The following is a 25547-nucleotide window of genomic DNA, read 5'->3' on the forward strand; positions in this document are numbered from 1 at the left end:
GTAAGAGCCCCTTTTCTGCTCTAGGCAGGGAGGGGCTCATTTAGAATTTTTAGAATGGATCGGAGAAAATTATGAAAATAGTTGTCATAGGCAGTGCAAATATGGACTTGGTTATGCGGACGAGCCGTATTCCGGAAATGGGCGAAACGATGCGTGGCGAAGGATTTATGCTGTCTGCCGGAGGCAAGGGAGCCAATCAGGCGGTTGCATGCGCGAAGATGGGCGCCGATACCTGGTTTATGGCAAAAGTTGGCGCTGATATTTTCGGACAATCGTTGATCGGCAGTCTCAAAGACTTCGGCGTGAACACAGATTATGTGGGAATTGAGTCGGAAGTAACGACCGGTGTGGCCGCGATTACCGTTTGCGGTGGGAATAACGCGATCATCCTTGACGGCGGCGCCAATAACCTGGTTAAACCTGCGTATATTGAAAGCTATAAAGATCAGCTGCTCTCCGCCTCGGCCATTATGCTGCAGCTTGAAATCCCGCTGGAAACTGTCTACGAAACAATTCGGCTCGTGAAAGGGAAGGTACCGATTTTCTTAAATCCAGCGCCTGCGGTTCCCTTGGATGATGAGATATTGGAAGGTGTAGACTATTTTACGCCGAACGAAATCGAATGCCGGCTGTACACGAATGTGGACGTGCAAAATACCGAAGATGCTTTTGCAGCGCTTACTATATTGCGCGAGAAGGGCATTCGTTTCCCGTTGATCACACTTGGCGAGAAAGGCATTGTGTATTATAACGGAACCGAAAATGTGTACATGGAAGGCCGTAAAGTGGATGCCGTAGATACAACGGCCGCCGGTGATACGTTTTCGGGGACGCTTGCGGCCATGATTGCTGCCGGCAAATCCTTGGATGAAGCGGTGAACATTGCGCAGCAGGCGGCTTCCATTTCGGTTACCAGGAGAGGCGCGCAGGATTCGATCCCTTATTTAACGGAGCTTTCGGATCTATAAAGCTCCGCCTTCACGCTATCATAGGCGCTCCGGTCGCCTTTCTTGGCGTAGAACCGGAGGCCGTCAATGCCTTTGAAAAGCAGTGCGCAACGCAGACGCTCCTCGAAATGCGGAATGTCCCGTCCCTCAGCAGCCCAAGTGCTGCGCACCAATTCAGGGATTTGCAGCTGCGGGGTCCACAGATGCTGCGTCGCCAAGTCGAACACGAAGTCGCCATAGAAGGCCATCTCCCAGTCGACGATGCCCGTGACGCGATGTCCGTCCGTCAGCATGTTTCCCAAATGGAAATCGCCGTGCACAAGATAGCGCTGCTGCGGGGAATATTTGGACAACTCCATCATCATGCCGTATAAACGCTCAAAAACATCCCGTTCCAAAAAGCTGTCTTCAAACAGTGCATACCACCCAAGCCAAAAGCCGGTTTGCTCCTGCTGGAAGAAGGAGGCCAGAAATTCAGGCCAACTCCCGTGCGAGCCGTCTCCCGAAGGCTGAATCCAGCCGTATCCTTCGGTTTGGCCAAGCTGGACTTCATTCATATTCGTAAATTGCCGGACAAGGTCGGGAAGAATCTGCTTGATTTCGGCTTCCGGGTAGGAAATGATGGTTCGGCCCGGCACTTTCTCGGCAATGCAGAAGCATAAGGCTTCGTTCGCTCGGCCGATCTTCAAAACACGCGGAACCGGTATGCCTTGGGATGCGAACAGGCCATGCACGTACCGCTCTCTGACAAACCCTTCGCTGCTGCTATTGAAATGAATAATAAATTCCTCATCCTGCTCTTTGTAGCTGAACACTTTGCTCACTTCGCCCTGCTCAATCGGCCGTACATCGGTAACCGTACTGTTCAAAATCTCTTGTAAAAAAGCTTCGGCTAAACGGGTATCCATGTTAGGTTTAATCCCGGACATTTTGCCATCACCTTCCCTTATCCATCCTATGTTTTTAATACGCCGCCAAGCCATATGCCATATGAAGCAGGATACTTCCCAGTCTATCACGAAATTCTGAAACAGGAAAAATTAAACAGTTCAGCGTTGGTTTTTAGTGTGAAAAAAGGAGCTCCCGATGAACTTATATCATTTTAGCGAGGAAAGCGGAATCGAAGTATTTGTTCCTAGAGTGAAGGAAAATCGAAGGGATATGCCGCCGGTCGTCTGGGCGATTGATGATGCGCACGCATTTACTTTTTATCTTCCGAGAGATTGTCCGCGAGTTGTGTATACGAAAACGAATGATATTTCGGATGAGGATCATGAGAAGTTTTTTGGCCTAACCTCTTCAAATATTGTCATAACGGTTGAAACAGACTGGTACGAACGAATCAAACATACAACGCTATATCGTTATAAAATGCCGAGCGATACATTCCAATTGTTCGATGCCTACGCCGGCTACTACATTTCCCCTCAAACTATCATTCCGGAGGAAGTCGAACCGCTTACGAATTTACTCGATCTTCTTATGTTGCTTAACATTGAAGTAAGATTCACCCCGAACCTGCATCCATTGAAAAATGCTATTTTAAACTCCACGATCCATGATTTTGGCATGCATCGGTTTGCGAACGCTAAGGAAATGTAAGATGTAGAATTTTTTCCGTTCAACTGACAGTATGCTGTCAGGGCATCTCCTGTATGATTAAGGCAATAATGAGAAATGACATTGAGCCAAGGGAGAGATACTTATGACACAACAACAAGTACGGAACATGTACGATTTCCATGTATGGGCAAACCAAACGATGCTGACTCACCTCAAAAAGCTTGGAGAAGACATCTATACGAGGGAGATGCAAAGTGTTTTTCCTACAGTTTCGAAGGCTATCGCTCACATTTATGTTGTGGACTCCGGTTGGCTAGACATGATGCACGGTAAAAGCATGAACGAAGCTATGGCGGATTCGGCCCAGCTGACGGCTGATGCCGAGTCCAAGAGCATAGAAGAGATAGAAGCACTGTACATCCAGTTATCAGAGCGGTTTAAAGCGTTCTTGGATACACAAGCATCTTTGGAGAAAACAATTGTGTTGGATAATCCTTATGCAGGGGTGCGGGACACCAGCCTTGCGGAAATGCTCCTCCATGTGGTCAATCACGGCACCTATCACCGTGGAAATGTTACCGCGATGCTGCGCCAACTGGGACATCCTTCTGTAATGACGGAGTATGCGCTGTTTTGGTATACCGGATAGTTTTACTCCATGTTCTCCAAAGCTTGAATCGCATAGTTTAGCTCGACATCTTGCCCGCGAACATATTTATCTTCGAACGTTTGTTCATCTAAAGGGATTTTAATGTCGGGCATTGCTCCGCCTTGCCCTTGGTTGTCACTATCTCCTTGAATCGTTTTATCTTGGTTCAGCGACCTCCCATCAGGCAGTTGCAGGATGTAGCCTTCCGGCATGTCAACTTGAATAGGGCTTGATACAACGCCAAATGATCCATTTGTAGACGTAAATCCAACAATTCGGACATTGGGCAAGCCCTTTGCCGCAATCGGCAAGCCTTCTCCGGAACTTCCCGTTCGTTGATTGATCAAAATCGCTAACTTACCGCCATAGTAAGGCTCCACAGGTTTGATTGTGCGAGTTTCATTGGCATTGATTTCGAATTTTCCAGTCATCCGATTGTAATAACTTACATATTCATACAGCTTCGGCTTATTCACGAAATAACCTGCCATTGCGGTAACGAGGTCATCGCTTCCTCCCGGATTGTCACGAACATCAATAATCAAGCCTTTTATTTGCTGTGTCTGAAACTCTTTCAATATATCTCCCAATACTTTATCCGGATTAGACATGGTCGTGCTTGGAAGAAAATATCTTATTTTCACATAACCATATCCGTTGCTTAGAACTTTGCCTTCCACCGGCGCATCCGTTTTGTTTAATTTTACTTTTGTTTTCTTTAGCGTCTCGTAACTGTCGTCATAAGCCTTTAATGTTGCTTTTTTTATTTCATGCTCACCTTTATTTTTAAAAGCAACCTGAATTTCCTTTCCAATGGGGGCTCTCACCATGAATCGTCCTTGGTTCTGAAGCTGGTCCCCTTCCGTAGCCATCGGGTTTTCGCTCCAGTAGGAGGCACGATAAGCTTCACTGGCCTCTTTTCCATCCCAGGAAATAATCTCTGCTCCAAGCTGGATACCGCTTTGTTCAGCGGGACTGCCTGCTATAAGCAAATTAACCAAAACCTTGCCTTGATCCAATTGAATCGTACTAAGACCAACGCCGCCGCCGACTTCTTGTTTGAAAACCGGATTGTCATCGTACAGGTTCTCATTCATGATTTTGACATGCCCGTCTCGAAAAGAATAAAGATACGATCTTAACGTTTTATAATATAAATCTTTGTTATTTTCTCTCTCTGCTTGTTGAAATAGGGGTTCATATTTATTTTTCATTGCCGTCCAGTCAATCTTTTTCCAATCTCCAAACGGGTACTCCCGGGATAGCCGCTCGTTCAATTGCACAAAGGCTTGGGAATAGCTCAATGTACTAAAATGGCTCACCGGATTGAAACGCGACTCACCCGCCAGCATCAATGAGAGGGCAAGAGGGAGAAGGCCGAATAGACATAGGACGATTCTTACAATTCTGTATTTGGGCATAGGGATGCGCCGAGCCGGTTTAACTATTTTTTTGACCGTACATAGGAAAAGTATAGCGGTCACTGCGTAGAGCAATAACGCCAGTATGGTCGTGTCACCATTTAGCACACTTGCAATCGCGATAAGGAGACCTGCACTAGGCAAAAAATCAAGCCATCTGACATATTTTCGAATAGGTACTGCTGGTACTGCTGATATTGCATACCACACTAAAAGAATCAAATTGATAGCAAATAACAGCAGTTCATATACGGTGAACCATTTCAATGAACCCAATAAATCTCCCACCATGCTCATTCTTCATCTCCTTCAAAATAAGGCTTACGTTACTCCTAAAGCTTAGAAAAGAAATGTGAACGGAGCGTGAACGGAATTGGGTATTAGTGGAATTGTTTATAAAACCATGCCAAAAAAACCGGCACCATGAGGTACCGGCTGCGGTTTAAAGCGTATGTGGCGGAGAAGCCGGAAGATGTATGGTGAACTTCGTACCTTGCCCGACTGCGCTTTCTACTTCAATGTTGCCCTGATGGTGCAAGACAATTTGCTTCACAATAGCGAGACCGAGACCGCTGCCTGTGCTGTTGCGCGATCGATCCGTTTTGTAAAAACGTACGAAAATATGGTTCAATTCCTCAGGCGTAATACCGATCCCTGAATCTTTCATGACAACGGTATACGAATGGGTATTAGCGATGAGCTCGATGCGGATCGTGCCATTGTCGGGCGTAAATTTAATGCTGTTGCCTAGCAGATTAATCCATACTTGATTGAGCTGATCGGGGTCCGCCGTGATCTTCGCGGCAATCGGCAGCTTCAGGTCGATCCGAATATGCTTGGCTGACCAAAGCGGCTCGCAGGAAACCACGACCTGTCGGATTTGTTCATCGAGGTTGAACGTTTTTGCCACAAAAGGATGATGCTTCGATTCCAGAGAGGCAAGCTTAAGTAAATTATCGCTAAGCCGGGACAGCCTGTCACTTTCCTTCAAAATGATATCCAAATACCGTCCCCGATTCTCCGGCGTTACCAGATGGTCGAGCTTGAGCGCTTTCGCAAAACCCGAAATGGACGTTAACGGCGATTGAATCTCGTGGGAGACATTCGAAACAAAATCCTGACGCATCATCTCGAGCTGCTTCAGCTCGCGGGCCGTCTCGTTGAAGCTTCGGGCAAGAATCCCCAATTCGTCTTTTCGCTTCAGCTTCAATTCTACATTGAAATCGCCTTTAGCGAGCCGTTTGGTTGCTTTCGTCAATAATTTAAGCGGCCTTACCAAATAGCGGGCGGCAATAACGATACACAAGCTTCCTATCACGAGCACAAGCAGCAAAATTGTAATCAAGAACCGGTTTAGGGCTTTCTCATTTTTGGAGGACGACTGGAGGAAGAGGGCATAGTCCTGACCCCCAAGCGCAAAAGGAAGCCCGACGTAGATCGCCCCTTGTGCTTTAACCTTCGAGCGGTACTGCCCGCCATTCAGCACATGTTGAATAGTCTCCCCATCAATCCCAACAGCCTGCCCTTTGTCGGACCCAAATACTTCCTTTTCGCCTGAGGCCGAAAAAACTTGCACCGGGTACACCGTCAACTCGGATGCCTTCTCCATGAACGCTTCCAGATCCTGAGGCTGAGTTTGTTGATAAAGCCCTATGAGGTTATCGCCCACCTTGATCATATCGTTTTGTCCAAGCTCATTTAACTCTTTTTGAAAGATGGCGACTCCGATGATGAAGGAGGAGATTAAGCCGATGACGATCGCAGCCAAAAAGGTGAGCACAACACGCACATATAAGCTCTTCATCCTGCATGCACCACAAGCCTGTAGCCGAGGCCGCGAGTCGTTTCAATGTGAAAATGCTTCATATCGCCGGAAAACTTCTGCCGCAGCCTTCGGATGTGTACATCCACGGTTCTGTCGTCGCCCTCGTAGTCCATCCCCCAAATTTGGGTGATCAGCTGCTCCCTGGTGAAAATTTGACCAGGATGGCTGGCCAGCTTGAACAGCAGCTCGAACTCTTTTAGCGGCAGCGAGTGTTCTTCATTTCCGCGAACGACCTTGTAGGTTCCAAGATTCAGCACAATGTCACCCAGTTGAATGATCTTGGAAGAGGATATTCGGGATCGTTTCAGCAGCGCTTTGACCCGCATCACAAGCTCCACCGGATCAAACGGCTTCGCTAAGTAGTCGTCTGTCCCCAATTGAAAGCCTTTCACTTTATGCCCTGACTCTCCCTTGGCAGTCACCATGAGAAGAAGGATATGCGGATCCCGATTTCGGATTTCTTTGCATAAATCCCAGCCGTCCATCAGCGGCATCATAATATCAAGAATGACAAGCTCAACGACCGTATCCGCCAGCACGGAAAGTGCTTCCTCGCCGTTTACCGCTTCTAGGATGTCAAATCCTTCATTTTGCAGAAAAAAGCTCATAAGCTCGCGAATGTGCGCGTCGTCATCCACAATAAGTATTTTGGTCATTTGAATACGAACTCCTTTTGGAATATACACCAGAGAATGAAACGGGCTATTTAAACCAGCCTTTTTTCCAGAACCAGGCGAACATGCCGATACCGATGCCGAACATGATGATGAGAATGGCGAAATACCCCCATTGCCATTGCAGCTCAGGCATATAAGCAAAGTTCATTCCGTATAACCCGGCAATGAACGTCAAGGGCATGAAAATCGTCGTAATAACCGTCAACGTTTTCATAATTGTGTTCATGCGGTTGGAATTCAAGGAGATATAGCTGTCGCGCATATCGGCCGTCATGTCCCTGTTGGACTCAATCATCTCCGAGAGCTTCAGCAAATGATCGTGAATATCCGTGAAAAATACGATATGCTCACGAAATTGTTCAATCCGTTCGGTATTGATGACCCTGTACAGCAGATCGCGCATGGGCACGATGGTACGGCGTATTTTTAACAATTTGGAACGAATCTCAAAAATATCATTCATGAGCACCTCAATGGACTCGGAATGCACGTTGTTTTCGATTTCGTTCAGTTGATCCTCTAATTGGTAGACGACGGGAAAATATTGATCTACCAAATTGTCCAGCACTAAATAGGCGGCATAAATATGGCCTTCGCTGCGCAAATTTTCTTGCTCGGACAGGCGGCACCAGGCATCCTCGATTTCCCTGGATGCGTGCAAATGAAAAGTAACGATGAAGTTTCTCCCCAGAAACATATCCACCTCTTCGGCATCCAGCGTCTTAGCGTTCATTGCGTGCATGACAAAGAAATGGACATTTTCGTCGTAATGGTCCATTTTTGGCCGCTGCAGCAAATAGAAACAGTCCTCGATGGCCAGCGGATGGAAACGGAAATGGTCTCTCAACAACAGTGCTTCCTCTTCGCTGGGATGATGGAAATCAACCCAATACCACTTGATATTGGCGTCATTCAGCTGTTTAAGGGGGATATCGTGAAGTACGGTAAAATCGGTCGTAACCGCTAGTGAACGAATCATATAAAAAAGCTCCTAAGTGATGGGCGTTATTAGCTTCTTATTCTACCATATTTTGTCGAGAGTTCAGAATTTCCTGGGAAATATGAGGCGAATTTTTGCGGGAAGATGCGAAAAAGTGCTTGTGTGAGTTCACACAAGCACTTTTTCAATCGTTAAGGGACGAAGCGCGTGGCTTTCGTCCACATGCACGAAAGCATCGTACCGCCGGGCCATCACCGAGGGAACGTAGTTCCCGCGCTCATATGCAGGGCGGTACACGACCCCGATGGCACGGTGCCCCAGCACCTCGTGCCCAAGTACCGGATCCTCCTTGCGCAGCAGGAGGATTTGATCGTGCGCGCCGGCGCGGTGCATGAGCTCCTCCCAGCTGCCCGGCTGGGCAGCGGGCACTTGCATCGTCGCCTCCGGCGCGCCCCAGCCTTTCGCGGCAACGACCGTGCCGCGGTAAGTGCCGAAGCCGATGGCGAACACATCGGCTTCGCCGTGCGCTTCGCGCACGAGCTGGCCGACGTTGACCATGCCGTCGTCCAGCATATCCGTTGCACGCGCATCGCCGATGTGCGTGTTGTGCTCCCAGACGATGACCTTGGCGTCTGGGCCGTGGTGCTGTACGAGGCGACGCAGCGCCTCGGTCATGTGGCGGTCGCGGACGTTCCACGATTCCGCGTCGTGGCGGACCATGGTGCGGTAGTAGTCCTCCGCGTTCACGGCAACAAGCGCGTTCAGTTCCGCGCTGAGGGCCGCTTCGCTGTCTTCGCCGTACCGCACGCGCTTCGCGTGAAGCTCTTTCAGCAGCTTCACGACCTCGTCTTTGCAGCTTTCTCCGTAGAAAGCTGCGGACACCCCATAGTTTTGACCCTCCTTGTCATAGGAGTCAAAACATTCAAAAGCTGAGCGCGCTAAAGCGAGCTGCTCAGGCGTGCCTTTTTCCTGCAAATAGCGTTCGATTTCTTCTAACGATTCCCATAGGCTGTAGACGTCCAGTCCGTAGAAACCGACGTGTTGATCTACGGGCTTATCCGCATTGTGCTCCTTGAGCCAATCGACAAGCTCTATGACCTCTTCGTTTGCCCACATCCACGTCGGCCAGCGGTTAAAGCCCTGCAGCACTTCATGTGTGTTTGATTTTGCATCTTTGTACTGCTTCACATAGCGGTTGACCTCATAGCAGGAGGGCCAGTCGCCTTCGACGGCAATGAACGAAAAGCCTTTCGTTTGTATCAGTTTGCGTGTTAATTCCGTGCGCAGCTTATAAAACTCGGATGTGCCGTGCGATGCTTCACCGAGCAGCACATATTTTCGATCTCCGATGGCTTCGATCAGCACGTCCAGATCTTGCGGGGAGTTTAAAGGTACAGCCTGCTGCTTGATTTGTTCCACGATGGCTTCTTGGGTGCCACGGTTCCCGTTCTCGTTTATGGTCCTGTTCATGTTTACCAGACATGCTCCTATCCTAAAGATTTACATCTGTAGTATGTACAAAACGGACGGCAAAAAAGCGATTCGCCATGAATCGCTTTTTTTGTAACACAATTGGAACATTTCTGTTACAGTCCTCTAATATGGATGGGCTATTATAATAAACAAGACCCCCTTTTTTAATATAAACTTTGGACCTGGCCCCGTAGGCGAGGTCCCTTTTTTTGCCTGTGAGATCTAACCTGCGAGTGAGAGGAACTACAGTCCGCTATTTTCCCAAAAAACAGCCATATCCCAGTTCAGAGGGAACTATGATCCTCTATTTCACCGAACTGGGCCAACATCATAGCCATTCAGGGTAAATAAGACCCTGTAGTTCCGCCCACACCGGGGATGAGCTCGTTTTGCTCGAATAGCGCCCCGTAGTTCCCCCAAATCTTCAATATCGCACACTATCTACCTTATTCTTTATATTTTCCCCCATCAGCCTCAATCTACCTCCATCTACCTCGATCTACCTCGATCTACCTCGATCTACCTCGATCTACCTCAATCTACCTCAATCTACCACGATCTACCTCGATCTACCTCAATCTACCTCAATCTACCTCAATCTACCTCCATCTACCTTCAATCTACCTTCAATCTACCTCGATCTACCTCGATCTACCTCAATCTATCTCCATCGGTCCCAAATATCTCCTCAATCTCCCTCGCACACTACTCGCAAACAAGCATAAGCGTTTGACCCCGGGGCACTGTCCAAACAGCAAAAAAGGACCCGGCCGCAAAGGCCAGATCCCTCATCAATTACCGCTCAGAACGATAAATCTCCTTCACCAACCGGTAAGCCAATTTAGGCTTGCGGTACTCATTCAGCAGCCCCTTATTGTTAAAGCTCCGCGCGCGGTCGCGGAAGTAAGGACGGTCGCTGCGCACGTCAACGCGGATGTCGGCGAAGTGCCAGATCAGCGTACCCACGATGCGCGGGTCCTCGCGGAAAATGGTCAGCGCCTGCTTCACAACGTCAGCTTGATAGTCTTCGCTGAATAAGCGCGGCTCCCAGCCTGCGTCTCCGAAAATACCGGCCGCACCGAATTCGCTCATGATGAGAGGCTTGCCGCCGGCGCCTTGGGCTTCGGCATTGCGATAATAATTATGCAGCATATCGCGGAAGCCGTTTACGTTGCCCTCGTACCAACCATAATATTTATTGATGCCGATGACATCGAAATAGGACAGGACGATATCTTCCACCGGGTGCATGGTAGCGTAGGTGACCAGACGGCTCTCGTCCATGCTGCGGATTTTGCCCACAAACTTCTTCGTAAGCTCAAGCGCCTCTGTCGTGCGCGTATCGATTTCATTATGAGCTCCCCAGAAAATGATCGAAGGATGATGATAATCCCGGGTAATCATTTCATCCAGCATCCGCACGCCGCGCTCCGCAAAGAGAGGACTGGCCAGCGTTTCCGTGCTCATAAAACAGCCCCACATCGGAATCTCACTCCATAGAAGCATGCCGTGTTCGTCAAGCAAATCGACCCAGAACTGACTTTGCGGATAATGGGAACCGCGTACGATGTTGCAGCCCAAATCTTGCAAAATAGCGAGGTCCTTCAGCATGAGCTTAGGAGGAAATGCAAAACCCCACTCCGGATGCTCCTCGTGCCGGTTAACCCCTTGTAGATAAAGTGTTTTTCCGTTTAAAAGGATTTGGCCATTGTCGACTTTCACCGTACGGAAACCTGTACGATCGATCAGATCGTCATCGTCTGTCCGCACTGTGAACGTATAAAGCTCGGGAGCTCCGACATCCCATTTACGGACGTTGGAGAGGCTTCCGAGCATTGTCAGCGTCTCCGATTGGCCGGCGGCCAGCTGCACCGTCGAAGCGAGGAAGGCCAGTCCTTCCGTAGAGGCGTTAACAGCAATTTCAGCGTCCTTGTCGCTTAAAGAATGAATCTGAACCTGCAAGCGGATATCCGCTTGATCGTCTGTTAGGTCATAATCGATTTTCAATGTATCGATATAGACGTCAGGCAGCTCCTGAAGCTCTACAGAACGGATGATGCCGCCGTAAGAGTACCAATCGGCCACATCCGTCGGCAGTGTCTGCCAGTCCAGCGTGCTATCTACGCGAATGATTAGTTCGTGCCGTCCTTGCGCCAGATGCGGAAGGAGGGTGGAGAACTGCGTATAACCGCCAAAATGATATCCGAGATGCTGACCGTCTACATACACATCGGCGTGATGAAGAATGCCCTCAAAGATCAGGCGAACATTCGTATCCTGTGTCGTATCAAAATAAGTGCGATACCAAGCTGCCCCAATGTACTCGAATAAACCCAATTCATTATTCCAGCAGGAAGGAACAACGAGCTTTCGGGAATCGGAAGGAAAGTGCTTGTACCATTCCTCCGTCGTGCCTGCATTGCCGGGGTCTGTGACAAAGTCCCATAAACCATCGAGCAGACGGGTCTTGCGAAGGATATGCTGGTTGAAAGAACGTATCATGAGAAAAAGCCCCTTTCATGTCTGTTTCGTAAAGCGTATCATGGAGGAATGGGGATTATCTATGGATAAAGTCTTTTAATCTTTGTCAAAATCGCTTTACAGGTGGTGGCAATATGGAAATCAAAGCGCACAGAATGTATCATCTCCGTCTTACCTATGAGAAGCTTCCGGTGCCTGGTTGGAAGGATATTCGGAATACGATGGATGTTCATTCGCTGTACTGGATAATGAGCGGGGAGGGGGAATTTGCCCATTCCTCTGAGGAGGAGCCTATACAGGTGAAGCCGGGAACGCTTCTCTACCTGAAGCCCGGTTTTTCGCTGACCATGTCATCCTCGGTGGACCAACCGCTGTACATTCGGATGCTTTTGTTTGACGCTTTCGATGTGCCTTATGCGCATTCAACCTGGCAAAAGCCTGTATATGTGGACACGCTTCACTTGCCGTTCATCAAATTGTATTCCCCGGAACAAGCGGTTTGGATTCATGAGCAATTTAAGCAAATGTGGTCGATCAGCAGTACGGATCCGCATGAAAGGCAGGCGGAGTTTCAATACGTGCTTTCCAAGCTGCTTCATTATATGAGAGATACGCAGGCATCGGCGGATCCGTATATGAAAGCTTTTCAGCAAGCGAAATTTTGGATGGAAACCTGCTATAACCGGCCTCTCAGGATGGAGGAATTAGCGCGGAATTTCCATATTTCAGTCTCCCAATTACGCAAAATGTTCATGCAGCAAACCGGCATTTCTCCGAAGGAATATTTGAACCGGATCCGCAACGAGAAAGCCAAAACCCTTCTGCTGCTGACGGAGGAGCCGATGAAAGCGATCGCGATCGCTTGCGGCTTTGCCGACGAATTTCATTTTGGCAAAATGTTCCGGGTTTGGAATGACGTATCCCCGGCCCGGTTCAGAGCTTTGTATAAATAGCTCCTAGCAGGTTGTTCCAACATTTTTATGGTAAAATAGTTTAAAAAACGATTGGTTAGGGAGAGGGGCTTTACCTATGGGTGCCGAGATCGAAAGAAAGTTTCTATTGCCTGTGTTTCCAGCAGGGGAATTAGAAAAGGAAACAATGAAGTTAGTTTCCAAGCAGTATATTTATCAAACGTATTTAGCTTTTTCGGAGGATCAGGAAATTCGCGTGCGTCAGCTGGTTGACAGCTCCGGCAAGTCGCATTTTACCCATACGTTTAAATCCGGCCATGGCATGGTTCGGGAAGAAATCGAATACAGCATCTCAGAATCTGTCTATAAACAGCTGTTGGCGCGTACCGGTTTGATTCCGTTGGAGAAGATTCGCACGACAGTGGAATTTCAGGGGAATTGTTTTGAAATCGATGAGTATAAACAAGTGGATTTGGTCGTGGTGGAAGTTGAATTTCCAAGCTTAGAAGCGGCTGAACGCTTTGAAGTACCTGCCTGGTTCGGGCGGGAGCTGGGTGCGGAGGAAGAATTCAGGAACAAATCCATGTGGGTGGCTCTGCAAAACAAGTCATAGGGAGGTTCGAGCATCTTGGAAATAAGACGGCTATGGGAACAAGACGTACCGCAGGTACAAGCACTGCTGACGGATGTGGTTTCGCGCCTGCCGTCGGCGGCTCTGTATTCGGCAGATCGTTTGGATGCCCTGTACGAATATGTTGAGCAAAAAGGCGAAATGTACGGCGTTTATCAAGGGGACGCGCTCGTTGCTTATACGGTGATCGCATTCCCGGGTTTAAGCGCCGGCAATCTCGGGCGGGAGTTTGGCGTGCCGGAGGAGGAACTGCCCAGAGTCGCTTCGCTGGAAGGAACGATTGTTCACGAATCGGCGAGAGGACAAGGGCTGCAGCGCCATTTCCATGCCTGGAGAGAACAGCGCGCACGGGAAAAGGACATGCTGTACCTTTACGCCACTGTTCATCCGGACAATGCGGTCAGCCGGCACAACTTAGAGGCGGCCGGACTCACGCTTCAATTCTCCCGCCCGATGTACGGCGGTCTGCCAAGGCATTGCTACGCGAAGAAGCTATTTTGAGAGGGCAAGCTCTCTTACCTTTTTCCATTCATCCAACTGTTTTTCCAAATGCTCGACTAACGTGTTGACATCGTCCAGAAACTTATCTTTCTCAGTGATGTCGAGTTTGCCCGCATCGGTATGCAGATCACTCGCTGTCGGAGCTTGTACGGCCTCAAGCAGCTGCTGCAGTTTGATTTGAATGGGGGCTGCGGCGATTGCGGCTGCCGCAGCCGCTTCCAGCTGAGGCTGGCCGGCTGGCGCAGCTATTGGCGCATCGCTTGCCGCAGCTGCTTTCTGCGATTTTTGCGCTTTAGCAGAAGGCTTTGCAGCTGCAGGCTTGGCTCGCTCTGCGCGGTTATTTTGAAAGATCGACCACGTTTCCACCAGCTCATGACCTGATTTGTACAGCAGCTTCCCTTTCGTGCTTTCCGAAATATCTTTATCCTTGAACATTTTGGCGATTTTTTTCACGTCGCTGACCGGCATTTCATCTCTTGCAACAATCAAGGCCAGCGGATCGCGGTGCTCGAGCGGTAAGTCCTTGAGCGGCAGGAGCTGGTCTTCCGTCAATTTGTCCTTGCGAATTTCCGTTCCGCTTACGATCAATTTTTTGACGGCGTTGCCGAATTTCAATAAATCGCATTTATTTTTGATGTAGGCTTCAGGCTTCCCCAGCTTGCCGGAGAGGTATTTAATGGAGGAACTGAATCTGGCATCATTCATCAGCTTATGGAAAGCCTCGGCTTCCTCAATCGGGGAAAAGCCTTCCCGCGTCAAATTCTCCGCAATTTGCTCCAAATAAATTTCCATCTCATCCGTGACCGTGGACACAATACAGGACATGGTTTGTTTTCCGAGCATTTTACTCGCTTTATATCTGCGGTTCCCATAGATGATTTTGTAGCGGTTATTGCCCGTCGTTCTTACTTTAATCGGCGAGAGCAAGCCGATCTCCTCAATGCTTTTCATCAGCTCCTGCAGCGCTTCCTCATCGAACTGATATCTGGGCTGATCTGTGTCTTCATCGATGAGAGCGATAGGAATTTCAATAATGTCCATAACATGTCTCCAATCCTTCAGATTTCCTTGGCTTATTATATAACAAGGTTCAATTTGTGGAAATAACTCCCTATAACGCAGCATTGCGCTGCTTAAATTCAGTAGGGGTCAGGCCGGTAACGGCTTTGAAATTCCGGCAAAAATAATGAATGCTGGAATACCCCAGTTTCATCGCCACGGCTTCAATGGAGGGTTCTTGCAGCAGCAGCAGCTGCGCTTGTTTCACTCTTTCCATCACCAAGTAGTGCTTTGGGGCATACCCGGTCTCTTCGCGGAACAATTCTGCGAAATAGGTGGGGTGGTAGCCGCTTATGGCTGCAAGCTCAGGCGTTGACCACTGTCGGGACGTATCCTGTTGAATCGCCTCTAGCGATGCGGCGATTTTGCTATGCCCGCTGGCAGCGCGAAAACGTTTATCGATTTGATAGCGCAATAACGTGGTAAGGATTTGGAGAAGATAGCCGCGGGCGATAGCGCCATAGCCTGGCTCTCCGTGTACGAATTCCTTGGCGATCCGCGCAAACAGGCTTTCCAGCTGTGCAACCTCATAGAAATGCCACATATCCACGTCGCCGTGTCCTTCCACATGAACGGTGTACGTTCTGGCTGGCTTGGCCAAGTGCTCTTTCGTATGTAAAATAATCGCCGGTTCGGGATGAATCGCTTCGCTCGAAGCCGAATCCCAGCTAAAATGAATGCTGCCTAAAGTAGAGGGACCATCGGAGGAAATCGCTAAACGGTGCGGCGTATCCCTTCCGTAGAACAGACAGTTTCCCGGAAGTAAATTCAGGCATTTACCTGCGAATTCAAAACTGGCGGAACCGGATACCAAGAGGATGAGCTGACAGTCCGGAATCGTGCGGGGGCCCCAATACGTACCGGCCGGAGCTTGAAAATAATTGCAGAAGTTAACGGTTGGACGCAAATTCCCGAGTGATCCGAGATGAGTCTTCATCGGACTTCCCCCCAAATAAGGCTGTGACTTGCCTCTATTGTTTCATAGGATCTGTGAAAAGTGCAAGAGCCGGGAAGCAGGTTTTCTTTTCGGCAATAAAAAGATTGATCTAGTACTTCGTAGATGGAATAATAGAGAGGAACGTGTCGAAGTTTGGCGTTTAATGTTAATTGACGGGAGCAGAGACTCATGAAAACGATGCAATATACGATTATAGCTCTAGTTTTCGTTATACTGATCTCTTCATCCGAGTTTGTGCTCGGTAAGTACAAAAGCTCCTTGTTGAACGAGCTTAGTATTATCGAACAATCGCAGTTATCCTCGAGGGCTTTGGCCTTGCAATCTGTGATTGATCGTAATTTTAACGTCATGGTCAGTTTAGAAGCTTACGTAAGTTCTACATATTTGGAAAACATACCGGATCAAGAGGTTTTGAATTACATAGCTTCTCTGTATCTTGGAGCAGAGGCTTCAACGCTTAATTTAATTATCGCGCCCAAAGGGGTCATGAAATTCGTTTTTCCGCTTAAGGGGAATGAAACCATTTTAAACTGGGATTTATTGAAAGATCCCCGGGCGAATGTGCAGCAGCAAATTGCACGAGCCCTTCAAACCAAGAAAATGACCATAGATGGTCCGTTTCAATTGCTGCAAGGGGTGAATGGATTAGTTGCCCGCAAACCGATCTATCAAAACGGGCAATTTTGGGGATTCGTATCCGTCGGAGCCGACTCGGATAACTTGCTTACCGAAGCGGGCTTGGGAGAGGAAGAGGCAAGAAATGAAGGACTCGCCCTCCGCAACCCGGGACAGCCGGCCTTTTTTGGAGATGATGCGGTTTTCCAAGCGAAGAGCACGATGATCACCACGATTGAGCTTGCGGATCACAACTGGGAGCTGGGTGCGCTGCCTCACAGCAGTGCGCTGCATAGCATTAACAAGCAGATTCTCGTGGCGCGCTGCTCGTATATGACGGTTTTGCTGCTCGGTTTCTTTTTCATCCTCTACATGGTTAGACAGCGCAATGCGTTAAGCCGGGCCGTGAACGAGCGCACACAAGAATTGCAGCTCGCCAATGAAGATTTGACAGCGATGAATGAGGAGCTGATCGCCGGACAGCAGGAGCTGCAGGAGTCTACCAAAAGGCTGATAGAATCGGAGCATATGCTGTCCTATATGGCCTATCATGATGTGCTGACAGGAATTCATAATCGGGCCCATTTTCAAATGATCTTGAAGGAACAAATCGTCTATAACGAAATTAATCATACTTCGCTGGCGGTGCTGTTTTTTGATCTGGATAACTTTAAAATGGTGAATGATTCGCACGGACATCATATGGGCGATCTCATGTTGAACGAAGTTGTTCACCGGATTCAGCATTCCGAGCTTCCTTATCATACGTTCGCCAGATTCGGCGGGGATGAGTTTGCGATCCTGCTCGAAGACTGCCCGGAAGAACAGGACATTCAGCATTTTTGCGAAGGATTGATCGAGATCCTGAAGCCGCCGTGCATGATCGCGGGCCGCTCCTTTTTCATCAGCGCGAGCATTGGCATTGTGCAGTATCCGCATGGAGGTCTAACCTGGGATTCGCTGCTTAAGAACGCAGATATTGCCATGTATATGGCCAAGAAAGAGAGCGGCAGCTCCTACAGCTTCTTTAATCAGCAAATGGCGATGAATTCCGTATCGAAGCTGGAAATGGGCAATCATCTCCGGCAGTCGATGGATCGAAATGAGCTAGAGATTGTGTATCAGCCGCAGGTTGACTGCCTGCTGGGGAAAGTTACGGGCGTTGAAGCGCTGCTGCGCTGGAAGCATACGACCAAGGGCTATATTTCCCCTTCGGAATTCATTCCGATTGCCGAGGAAATGGGCTTCATCGTCGCGATCGGCGAATGGGTGATGCGGGGAGCTTGCATGCAAATGAAAGCTTGGCACAACACCCTGGAAGAGCCGCTGACGATATCCGTAAATCTCTCCGTTAAGCAGCTGAACGATGAGCGCTTTGTCGATAAAGTGATTCAAATTCTCGAAGAGACGGGCCTTGAGGCGAAATATTTGGAAATCGAAATTACGGAAAATGTCGCGATGCAGGATGAGCAGCTGGAAGCCCTTGGCCGTCTGCGCGAGCTTGGTATTGCGATATCCGTCGACGATTTCGGCACTCATTATTCTTCATTAAGCTATTTAAAAAGGTTTCCGGTCACCAAAATCAAACTGGACCAATCGTTTGTCCGCGGCGTACAAACTGATGACAAGGATCGGGCTATGATTAAAGCGATCATTTCCGTAGCCAAATCGTTTCAATTGCAAATCATTGCTGAAGGGGTCGAGACGGAAGAGCAGGCCGGCTTCCTGGTTGCTAACGGCTGCAGCCAAATCCAAGGCTATTATTTCTTTATGCCTATGACGGCAGGTCAGACGCATGACAAACTGCATGAGAGCCTTCAGCCGAAGCTGGCGTTTATGGACAATATTAGCAGCAACTAAAAGAGGCTGCCCTCGCGTATAGTGATCTGCGCAAGGGAGCCTCTTTTTTTATAGCGGAACAATTTGTTTTTGTTTGTTTTTGAAGTACACCCAGCGTTTGAAGCCGATCTCTTTGAGCGTTCTGCTCACTTCATCCCAGTCATCCCCGACGCGGCTAGGGATATGCGCATCGGAGCCGAACGTCACCTCGACGCCATAGTGAAGCGCTTGCTCCAAGATCGCGTGCGAAGGATACCAGCCGCCGACATCTTTGGTTTTGCCTGACGTATTGATTTCAATGGCTACGCCGGACTCGCCGATGACTTTCAAAGTTTCGCCTACTGCCGGCGTCACGATGTCGGAGAAAGCCGGGTAAAAGCCTTTCATCGCATCGATATGCCCAAGAATATGGAACATGCCGGAACGGGCGGAATCTGCGATAAGGCGGTAGTACTCCTCTTTGTGCTGAATCTTTTCCTCTTCGTTCAGATGTTTCCATCGGTTGCGGTTAAAAATGCTGACGCCGCTGGACAAATGCACCGAGCCGATGATGTAGTCGAATGGGTATTTGGCATACTCCTGGCGATAGATGTCGACGTGCTCGGGGAAATAGTCGGATTCGACGCCTAACAGCACATCGATTTTGCCTTCATATTCTTTTTTAAGCTGAAGCACTTCCTCAATATAGCGGGGAAATTCGCTTTTGGCCATGGCGATTAAAGGTTGAGCGTGATCTTCAGGGCTACCGAAATAAGGGGAATGGTCCGAAATCCCAATCGCTTTCAAACCGCCGGCAATGGCGGCCTCGATATAGTCGCGAATTTTGTCCTGTGCATGCCCGCACCGGTCATGATGGGTATGTAGGTCGAATTTCATACAAGGATGCCTCCTGAACAATGAATTGAGTTGATTTCTCTTTATTCTGAGCCAAGAAACTGCGTTTCTGGCATTCCTTTCAGATCTGCAAGGAACTGCTGCATGGCAGAATTCAAGTAGCGTCCCGATTTATATACTACACCTACAGGATGCGTACTATCCAGCTCACTGACTTTTACCATTTTCAACGTCCCATGCCGCAGTTCATCCGCCACAGAAAGCTTGGAGATGATCGCGACGCCGAGATTTAGTTCCACCATCCGCTTCACTTCCTCACTGCTGGACAACTCCATCACAATATGCGGCGAGACGTCATACGCTTTGAAAATGTGATCGACGAAGCGCCGACCGGCGGTTTCCGGCGAAAGCATGATGAACGGAATATTGCGCAGCTTCTCAATCGATAAATGGGCGAACCGGCTAAGTGGATGATGCGTCGAGACGATCAATTCGAAGGTGTCGTAGTACAGCACGGAAGTTTCTAACGCTTGATTTTTCTCAAATAAATAGGTAAGCCCGATATCAATTTGGCTATTCTCAACAGAGGCCATAATTTGGGAAGACGTCATAGAGTGAATGGTCGTTTTGATTAGGGGGAATTGGTCTTGAAAATAAGAAAGCACCCGCGGCAAAATTTGCATGGCAATAGAGGTCGTCGTGCCGATATGGATATGGCCCTGCGGCGTTTGATGTAAGTCAGTCAAGCGCTGCTTGAGGTCACTGGCGATCCGCAGCATTTTCTCAGCATGCTCCAAAAATAGCTTTCCGCTGTCCGTTAAAGTAACAGGCTGATTGCGATCAATGAGAATCGTGCCGAATTCGTCTTCTAGACTCTTGATTTGCGCGGAAACGGCAGGTTGGGTCAAATTAAGAATTTCGCCAGCTTTACGGAAGCTCATCGTCTTGGAAATCGTGAGCAATGTCTCCAACTGGTTCATATTCATGCGATTACCTCCTGCGATTCATAGTATGTTTACAAATAAAATTTATCGAAATTGTAAAGTGCATAAAAAGCTTTTGTAAGCCTATTATATGATAGTAGGGCCGGGGTCGGCAATATTTTCGGAAAAACAGGAAAGACAAAGTATGAATTTTATTGCTAATTACTCAAATTTGATTATAATAATTCGTATAGTTAAAATTGAATGATAAAGGAGATTCACTTCATGTCGTTAACACGCAAGTCAAACCCCACATGGACAGTCGTCGGGTTAATGTTAGGACTTCTACTGGCTTCGCTGGATCAGACGATCGTCTCGACGGCGATGCCGACCATTGTTTCTAAGCTAGGCGGTTTCAGCCAGTTCGTCTGGGTTTTCTCGGCGTATTTGATTGCGAACGTGGCAGCGATGCCGATTTTCGGGAAGCTGTCGGATATGTATGGGCGCAAGTTGTTTTTTATCATTGGGATCATTGTATTCATGGTTGGTTCTGCTTTATGCGGAACGGCTACCTCGATGACCCAGCTCATCGTGTACCGCGCCATCCAAGGTATCGGAGGCGGCGCTCTGATGCCGATAACGTTTGCCATTATTTTTGACATTTTCCCGCCGGAGAAAAGGGGGAAAATGCAAGGGCTATTCGGAGCCGTATTCGGTTTGTCGAGCGTGCTCGGCCCGATTATCGGCGCCTATTTCACGGATCACGTTACATGGGAATGGATTTTCTTTATTAATCTTCCACTCGGTGTCGTATCCTTATTACTCATTATTTTCTCGTACCACGAGTCCGTGGAACACAGCAAGGCCAAGATCGACTGGAGCGGTACGATTTTACTGACGGCAGCGATTATGTCACTCATGTTTGCGTTAGAGCTAGGCGGTAAAGAATACGCTTGGAATTCTTGGCAAATTATTAGCTTGTTCGCAGGATTTGCCGTTCTCTTGGTCGTCTTCCTGATGATCGAAAGATTTGCGGCAGAACCGATTGTTCCTCTGGATTTGTTCAAAAATCGCTTGTTCACCGCAAGCATGGGCGTCAGCTTCGCTTACGGGGCCGTTCTGATTTCGGCCGGTACGTATATTCCTTTGTTTATTCAAGGTGTGTTTGAAGGCTCTGCTACAAGCGCAGGCTCTACATTAACGCCGATGATGCTTGGCGTCGTCGTCAGCTCCGCATTAGGCGGGCGCTTCATCGGGAAGTTCTCTTACCGGAATGTGATGCTGGTATCCGCGGCGCTATTGCTGGTAGCCACTTCGCTTTTGGGCGGCATCTCCATCGATTCCAAACGGTGGGTAATCACGACGTTTATGATTCTAATGGGACTCGGCATCGGCGCTTGCTTCCCGATTACCTCCATGTCGGCCCTGCATAAGGTAGATTTCCGCCGCAGAGGCACCGTGACTTCGCTCGTCGGCTTCTTCCGTTCCGTAGGCTCCGCTATCGGAGTTGCGGTATTCGGCAGTATTCAGGTAAACTCTCTTAGAGATAACATTACAAAATCCCTACATGATCCTGCGATGGCTGAAAAGTATCATGATGCGCGCATTTTGCTGCAGCCGCAATTTCGGGCGAACATTCCTGCCGAAGTGCTGCACAAGCTGCTGACGGCACTGGCAGATTCCATTGCGGTCGTTTTTCAAACAACAGTCGTTTTAGCGGTCATCGGACTCGCGTTCATTTTGCTCATGGGGAATGCGAAGATGGAAATGGGAAGCGCCCCTGTCAAAGGGAGCGGCTCTGTAGGGCACTAGGAGGTTAACCGCTATGTCGATAAAGCTCGTCATACTCGGTCTCTTGATGGAAGCCAACCGGCATACGTATGAAATCCGGCAAACGATGAAAGAAAGAGGCATGCATAATTATATGAAGCTGCAGGACGGCTCGCTGTATTATGCCATGGATCAATTGCGCAAGGACGGTCTTGTGGAAGCACTTGAAGTCGTGCGCGATACGAATCGACCGGAGAAAACCGTATATCAAATCACCGAAGCCGGGAAGCGCAAATTTCAGGAGCTGTTGATCGAGCAGCTGCATGAAGAAATTAAGCACTATCACCCGCTTTATGTGGCTTTGCCATTTACGGTGCATGGTGACCAAGCTAAGATAGCCGATATTCTTGAAAATAAAATATTGGCTCAAAGAGTGATCATGAACAGAATGAAAAGCCTGTATGAAGAGCACCGAAACACGGTGCCCCGTGTTGTCTTGCAGATGATGATCGGCACCTATAAGCACTCCTTCAGCGAGTTGAAATGGCTGGAGCAGCTGCAGAAGGATGCCCGCGAAGGACGTTTGCAGGAGAAAGGCTCTCCTCCGGAAGTGGACTGGGACCGATTGGATTGATCAGCCCGAAACAAATATAGATTCAAAAAAGCCTCCAAAGACTTCTGTCTCAGCCGAAAATCGCCGTTTTCGCAGGATAGAAGTTTCTGGAGGCTCTTATTTGCGCTTAAACAATGGAGGCAGCACTCAACTTTAGCCCCCTAAGGCCTGCCAAGTGCGCTGAATTGTGCGATGAAATGCGCCAAATCATCGCAGACGAGGTCCGGCGTCACGCCCGCCGACGCCAATTGCTCGTGCACGTTATCCGCCGTTGCAACGCCGGTCAGCACGAGCGCCATGCGACACCCCGCTACTGCGCCGCCGCGGATGTCGGTGTGCACGTTATCGCCGATGACCCAGACATCGGCGGCAGGAAGACCGAGCCGCTCTATGGCGTAAGCCATTATGATCGGCGACGGCTTTCCGATCACCACCGGCTCCGCGCCGGAGGCGGCGGTGATCGAAGCGGCCAGGGAACCGGCCCCTGGCATAAGCCCGCCATCCGACGGCAGCATGCGGTCGGGGTTGGTTAACACATACGTCGCGCCGGCCTTCAGGTGGCGGACGGCTTCCGTCAGCTTCTCATAGGAGAAGCTGCGGTCAATGCCTTGGACGACGTAATCCGGCGTCGTCGTGCCGTTAATGGCGAAGCCGGACGCCTCCAGGGCGATCCGCAGTCCGGCTTCGCCGACCATATGCACGCGGCTGCCGCCGCGCTTCTCAGTCAAATACTGCGCGGCTGCCTGCGAGGATGTATAGACCGCCGCCGCGGGAACCTCGATGCCGAGCTCTTGCAGATGCCCGGCAACCTGCTCCGGCGTACGGGATGAATTGTTCGTCACCAGTAAATAGGGCATGCGGTGCTGCTGCAGCCACCGGATGAAAGAAGCGGCATGGGGAATGGGTTCATGCCCCCGGTACAGCGTGCCATCCAAATCAATTAGAAAACCGTTCATGATGCGAACTCTCCCTCGTTGTCTTTTATTGGTGCGGAAGGAAGCGTAATCTCAACCGTCGTCCCTTCCTCCAGTTTACTTCGAATTTCCATCAAGCCGCCATGCGCTTCAATAATCCGGAAACAAACCATGAGGCCAAGTCCCGTACCTTTTTCCTTCGTACTATAGAATGGTTCCCCCAGCTTGGGCAGCCGCTCCGGTGCAATACCGCAGCCTTGGTCGATGAAACGAATGAGAATATTGCGCTTGGAAGGATCGGCTGAAGCATGGATACGCATTTTCCCGCCTAGTTCCATAGACTCAAGCGCATTTTTCAATATATTAATGAAAACCTGCTTAATTTGCCGTTCGTCACAGGAAACAAGGGGGAGATCCGGCGCAATATCGGCTTCGATTTCAATATTTTCCAACAGCGCTTGCGGTTGAAGGAGCTCGATGGTGCTCATCACCATGCCTTCGACGGTTCGAGTGGCAAAGTTGGTTGCCTGAGGTTTAGATACAAACAGGAACTCATTCACAATAAATTCAATGCGCTGCAGTTCTTTTTGCATGATCTCTATGTAATACTGCTCCTTCGCGTTCTTTGTATTCAATAATTGAAGGAATCCCTTTAGAGCTGTCAAAGGGTTGCGGATTTCGTGCGCTACGCCTGCGGCGAGCTGACCTACGGCTGACAGTTTATCCGATTTAATAAGCAGCTCTTGGGTCTTTTTTAACTCCGTAATATCTTTAAAGGTTATCACCGTACCCAGAATGTGCCCTTTCTCCTCCAGAATCGGACTGGACATGTATTCGACAGGGAATGAGGTGCCATCCTTCCGCCAGAACAGGTCCTCTCTCAAGATAGGAACGCCCCGGTTCATGATGGTAGTAAGAATGGGACTTTCCTCGCGGGAATAAGGGGTTCCGTCCGCCATCTCAGGCCGAATCAGATTATGAATTTGCCGACCGAGCATCTCGTCCACTTTCCAGCCGGTAATGGCTTCAGCCGCCTGATTCCAGAAAATAGTCCGGCCGCTCATGTCAATCCCATAAATGCCTTCGGATACGGAGTTAAGGATAAGCTGATTTTGCTTATACAGCTTGTCGATGACCTTTTTTTGCTCTTTAACTTCAGTGAGATCCTTTAGAATAGCGTAAACCCCCACCACTTGGCCATCGACCTTCGTCGGGACAAAGGTCACATTCGAAGGGATAGGGAACCCGTTTTGATGGATAAAAGAAGCTTCGAAATTTTGCGGCATCCCGGCAGAGGCCACTTGGAAATGATGCAAAGCCTTGAGCAGATCCGGCGGGCTTATCATCGGAATAAACGAAGTCAGCATGCAGCTTTCGGGTCCGAGGCCAAGCAGACTTTCAATGCCGTGGTTAGCCGACAGCACCTCGCCGTCGAGGCTGAACGAAATAATCGAGTCCGGATGATTGTCGTATAAGGATTGATACCGCTCGGCAGTTTCCAGAATGGCAGCTTCTTTGCTTTTCACCTTTTTTATCACATACCAAGCCAATCCCAGTACGGAGCCAAATACAACCATATCGGCTGCTGCTCCGATCCAGCGGTGAGATTCCACATAAGACAGCTGATGGACGATGAAGAAATCCGCTCCGACCAGCAGGAGAGCGATAATATGATAAACAAGCGTAAACCGGTATAAAGTCCAATTGGGAATTGTCGTTTTCTGTTTTATCATGGGTGGTCTTTTCAGCGCTCCTTTGAGGGACATGCACACTTCGTGTGTATATCAGGATTCGACACATATTTATATATTCTTCCAGATTACATGCTCATTTTCCTGCTGATTCAGATCAATAAAACCATATTCGACAATTTTAGTATGAAGGCATGGCAAGCACCTGTATGTGAGTACAAGGAACTAATTTATGAATAAGAGTATGGACAAATGTAACTAGGTCTGTCAAAAGCTAGAATTGGTTTGCTAGAAACGTTCTTTCTTGTCCTC

The 25547-nt window shown here is 48.9% G+C and carries 22 protein-coding genes; 9 read left to right on the plus strand and 13 right to left on the minus strand.

Translation table 11 applies throughout. The features are described 5' to 3' along the window. The first annotated feature begins 71 nt into the window (after positions 1-71). Positions 72-968 (plus strand): ribokinase, encoded by an 897-nt coding sequence (rbsK, locus tag AC3WRW_RS23745; RefSeq protein WP_492548751.1) that lies wholly within the window; start codon positions 72-74, stop codon positions 966-968. Here the strand turns inward: rbsK and AC3WRW_RS23750 are convergent. Then, positions 941-1876, minus strand: a complete 936-nt coding sequence (locus tag AC3WRW_RS23750; RefSeq protein ID WP_492548752.1) for a phosphotransferase family protein — start codon at positions 1874-1876, stop codon at positions 941-943. The genes rbsK and AC3WRW_RS23750 overlap by 28 nt on opposite strands. Positions 1877-2033: 157 nt before the next feature. Between AC3WRW_RS23750 and AC3WRW_RS23755 the strand changes: the two genes are divergently transcribed. After that, positions 2034-2549 (plus strand): DUF6886 family protein, encoded by a 516-nt coding sequence (locus AC3WRW_RS23755; RefSeq protein ID WP_492548753.1) that lies wholly within the window; start codon positions 2034-2036, stop codon positions 2547-2549. A gap of 103 nt (positions 2550-2652) precedes the next feature. Beyond that, positions 2653-3159, plus strand: a complete 507-nt coding sequence (locus AC3WRW_RS23760) for a DinB family protein (RefSeq protein ID WP_492548754.1) — start codon at positions 2653-2655, stop codon at positions 3157-3159. Between the two features lie 2 nt (positions 3160-3161). Here AC3WRW_RS23760 and AC3WRW_RS23765 read toward each other — a convergent pair whose 3' ends face one another. From AC3WRW_RS23765 to AC3WRW_RS23790, 6 genes are all read right to left on the minus strand, one after another. Next, positions 3162-4877, minus strand: coding sequence for a S41 family peptidase (locus AC3WRW_RS23765; RefSeq protein WP_492548755.1), 1716 nt, complete (start codon positions 4875-4877; stop codon positions 3162-3164). A gap of 145 nt (positions 4878-5022) precedes the next feature. Beyond that, positions 5023-6384 carry a HAMP domain-containing sensor histidine kinase gene (locus AC3WRW_RS23770; RefSeq protein ID WP_492548756.1) on the minus strand — a complete coding sequence of 454 codons (1362 nt, stop codon included), beginning with the start codon at positions 6382-6384 and terminating at the stop codon, positions 5023-5025. Further along, complete coding sequence (locus AC3WRW_RS23775; RefSeq protein WP_492548757.1) at positions 6381-7061, minus strand: response regulator transcription factor; 681 nt, start codon at positions 7059-7061, stop codon at positions 6381-6383. Before AC3WRW_RS23775 ends, AC3WRW_RS23770 begins: the two co-directional genes overlap by 4 nt. A gap of 46 nt (positions 7062-7107) precedes the next feature. Next, complete coding sequence (gene corA / locus AC3WRW_RS23780; RefSeq protein ID WP_492548758.1) at positions 7108-8061, minus strand: magnesium/cobalt transporter CorA; 954 nt, start codon at positions 8059-8061, stop codon at positions 7108-7110. Between the two features lie 129 nt (positions 8062-8190). Beyond that, the gene (locus AC3WRW_RS23785; RefSeq protein ID WP_492548759.1) at positions 8191-9492 is read right to left on the minus strand and encodes an erythromycin esterase family protein; all 1302 of its coding nucleotides are present in this window, start codon (positions 9490-9492) and stop codon (positions 8191-8193) included. A gap of 798 nt (positions 9493-10290) precedes the next feature. After that, positions 10291-11997, minus strand: a complete 1707-nt coding sequence (locus tag AC3WRW_RS23790; RefSeq protein WP_492548760.1) for a glycoside hydrolase family 2 protein — start codon at positions 11995-11997, stop codon at positions 10291-10293. A gap of 113 nt (positions 11998-12110) precedes the next feature. Between AC3WRW_RS23790 and AC3WRW_RS23795 the strand changes: the two genes are divergently transcribed. The 3 genes from AC3WRW_RS23795 (at position 12111) to AC3WRW_RS23805 (ending at position 14019) form a co-directional block, all read left to right on the plus strand. Then, positions 12111-12929, plus strand: coding sequence for a helix-turn-helix transcriptional regulator (locus AC3WRW_RS23795; RefSeq protein ID WP_492548761.1), 819 nt, complete (start codon positions 12111-12113; stop codon positions 12927-12929). A 76-nt stretch (positions 12930-13005) separates the two neighbouring features. Next, on the plus strand, positions 13006-13500 hold the full coding sequence (locus tag AC3WRW_RS23800; RefSeq protein WP_492548762.1) for a CYTH domain-containing protein: 495 nt from the start codon (positions 13006-13008) through the stop codon (positions 13498-13500). A gap of 15 nt (positions 13501-13515) precedes the next feature. Then, positions 13516-14019: a GNAT family N-acetyltransferase gene (locus tag AC3WRW_RS23805; protein WP_492548763.1), complete on the plus strand. Its 504-nt coding sequence runs from the start codon at positions 13516-13518 to the stop codon at positions 14017-14019. On the opposite strand, the gene AC3WRW_RS23810 is transcribed toward AC3WRW_RS23805, so the two are convergent. Continuing rightward, a complete protein-coding gene (locus tag AC3WRW_RS23810; protein WP_492548764.1) occupies positions 14011-15060 on the minus strand; it encodes a ParB/RepB/Spo0J family partition protein in 1050 nt (349 codons plus the stop codon). The genes AC3WRW_RS23805 and AC3WRW_RS23810 overlap by 9 nt on opposite strands. Positions 15061-15130: 70 nt before the next feature. Next, entirely contained in the window at positions 15131-16015 is an 885-nt protein-coding gene (locus tag AC3WRW_RS23815; RefSeq protein ID WP_492548765.1) for a helix-turn-helix domain-containing protein, read from the minus strand. A gap of 189 nt (positions 16016-16204) precedes the next feature. Between AC3WRW_RS23815 and AC3WRW_RS23820 the strand changes: the two genes are divergently transcribed. Next, positions 16205-18511, plus strand: a complete 2307-nt coding sequence (locus AC3WRW_RS23820) for a putative bifunctional diguanylate cyclase/phosphodiesterase (protein WP_492548766.1) — start codon at positions 16205-16207, stop codon at positions 18509-18511. A gap of 48 nt (positions 18512-18559) precedes the next feature. On the opposite strand, the gene AC3WRW_RS23825 is transcribed toward AC3WRW_RS23820, so the two are convergent. Next, on the minus strand, positions 18560-19366 hold the full coding sequence (locus tag AC3WRW_RS23825) for a histidinol-phosphatase (protein WP_492548767.1): 807 nt from the start codon (positions 19364-19366) through the stop codon (positions 18560-18562). A 41-nt stretch (positions 19367-19407) separates the two neighbouring features. Further along, complete coding sequence (locus tag AC3WRW_RS23830) at positions 19408-20310, minus strand: LysR family transcriptional regulator (protein WP_492548768.1); 903 nt, start codon at positions 20308-20310, stop codon at positions 19408-19410. 222 nt (positions 20311-20532) lie between these two features. On the opposite strand from AC3WRW_RS23830, the gene AC3WRW_RS23835 reads away from it, so the two are divergent. Together AC3WRW_RS23835 and AC3WRW_RS23840 are read left to right on the plus strand one after the other, a co-directional pair. Beyond that, a complete protein-coding gene (locus AC3WRW_RS23835) occupies positions 20533-22059 on the plus strand; it encodes an MDR family MFS transporter (RefSeq protein WP_492548769.1) in 1527 nt (508 codons plus the stop codon). Positions 22060-22072: 13 nt separating this feature from the next. Then, positions 22073-22651, plus strand: coding sequence for a PadR family transcriptional regulator (locus AC3WRW_RS23840; RefSeq protein WP_492548770.1), 579 nt, complete (start codon positions 22073-22075; stop codon positions 22649-22651). Between the two features lie 140 nt (positions 22652-22791). Here the strand turns inward: AC3WRW_RS23840 and AC3WRW_RS23845 are convergent, their stop codons facing one another. Continuing rightward, positions 22792-23586: a TIGR01457 family HAD-type hydrolase gene (locus tag AC3WRW_RS23845; RefSeq protein WP_492548771.1), complete on the minus strand. Its 795-nt coding sequence runs from the start codon at positions 23584-23586 to the stop codon at positions 22792-22794. Continuing rightward, a complete protein-coding gene (locus AC3WRW_RS23850) occupies positions 23583-25277 on the minus strand; it encodes a PAS domain-containing sensor histidine kinase (RefSeq protein ID WP_492548772.1) in 1695 nt (564 codons plus the stop codon). The genes AC3WRW_RS23845 and AC3WRW_RS23850 overlap by 4 nt, the downstream gene beginning before the upstream one ends. Positions 25278-25547: the final 270 nt, after the last annotated feature.

Source organism: Paenibacillus sp. FW126-R14, assembly GCF_058789495.1.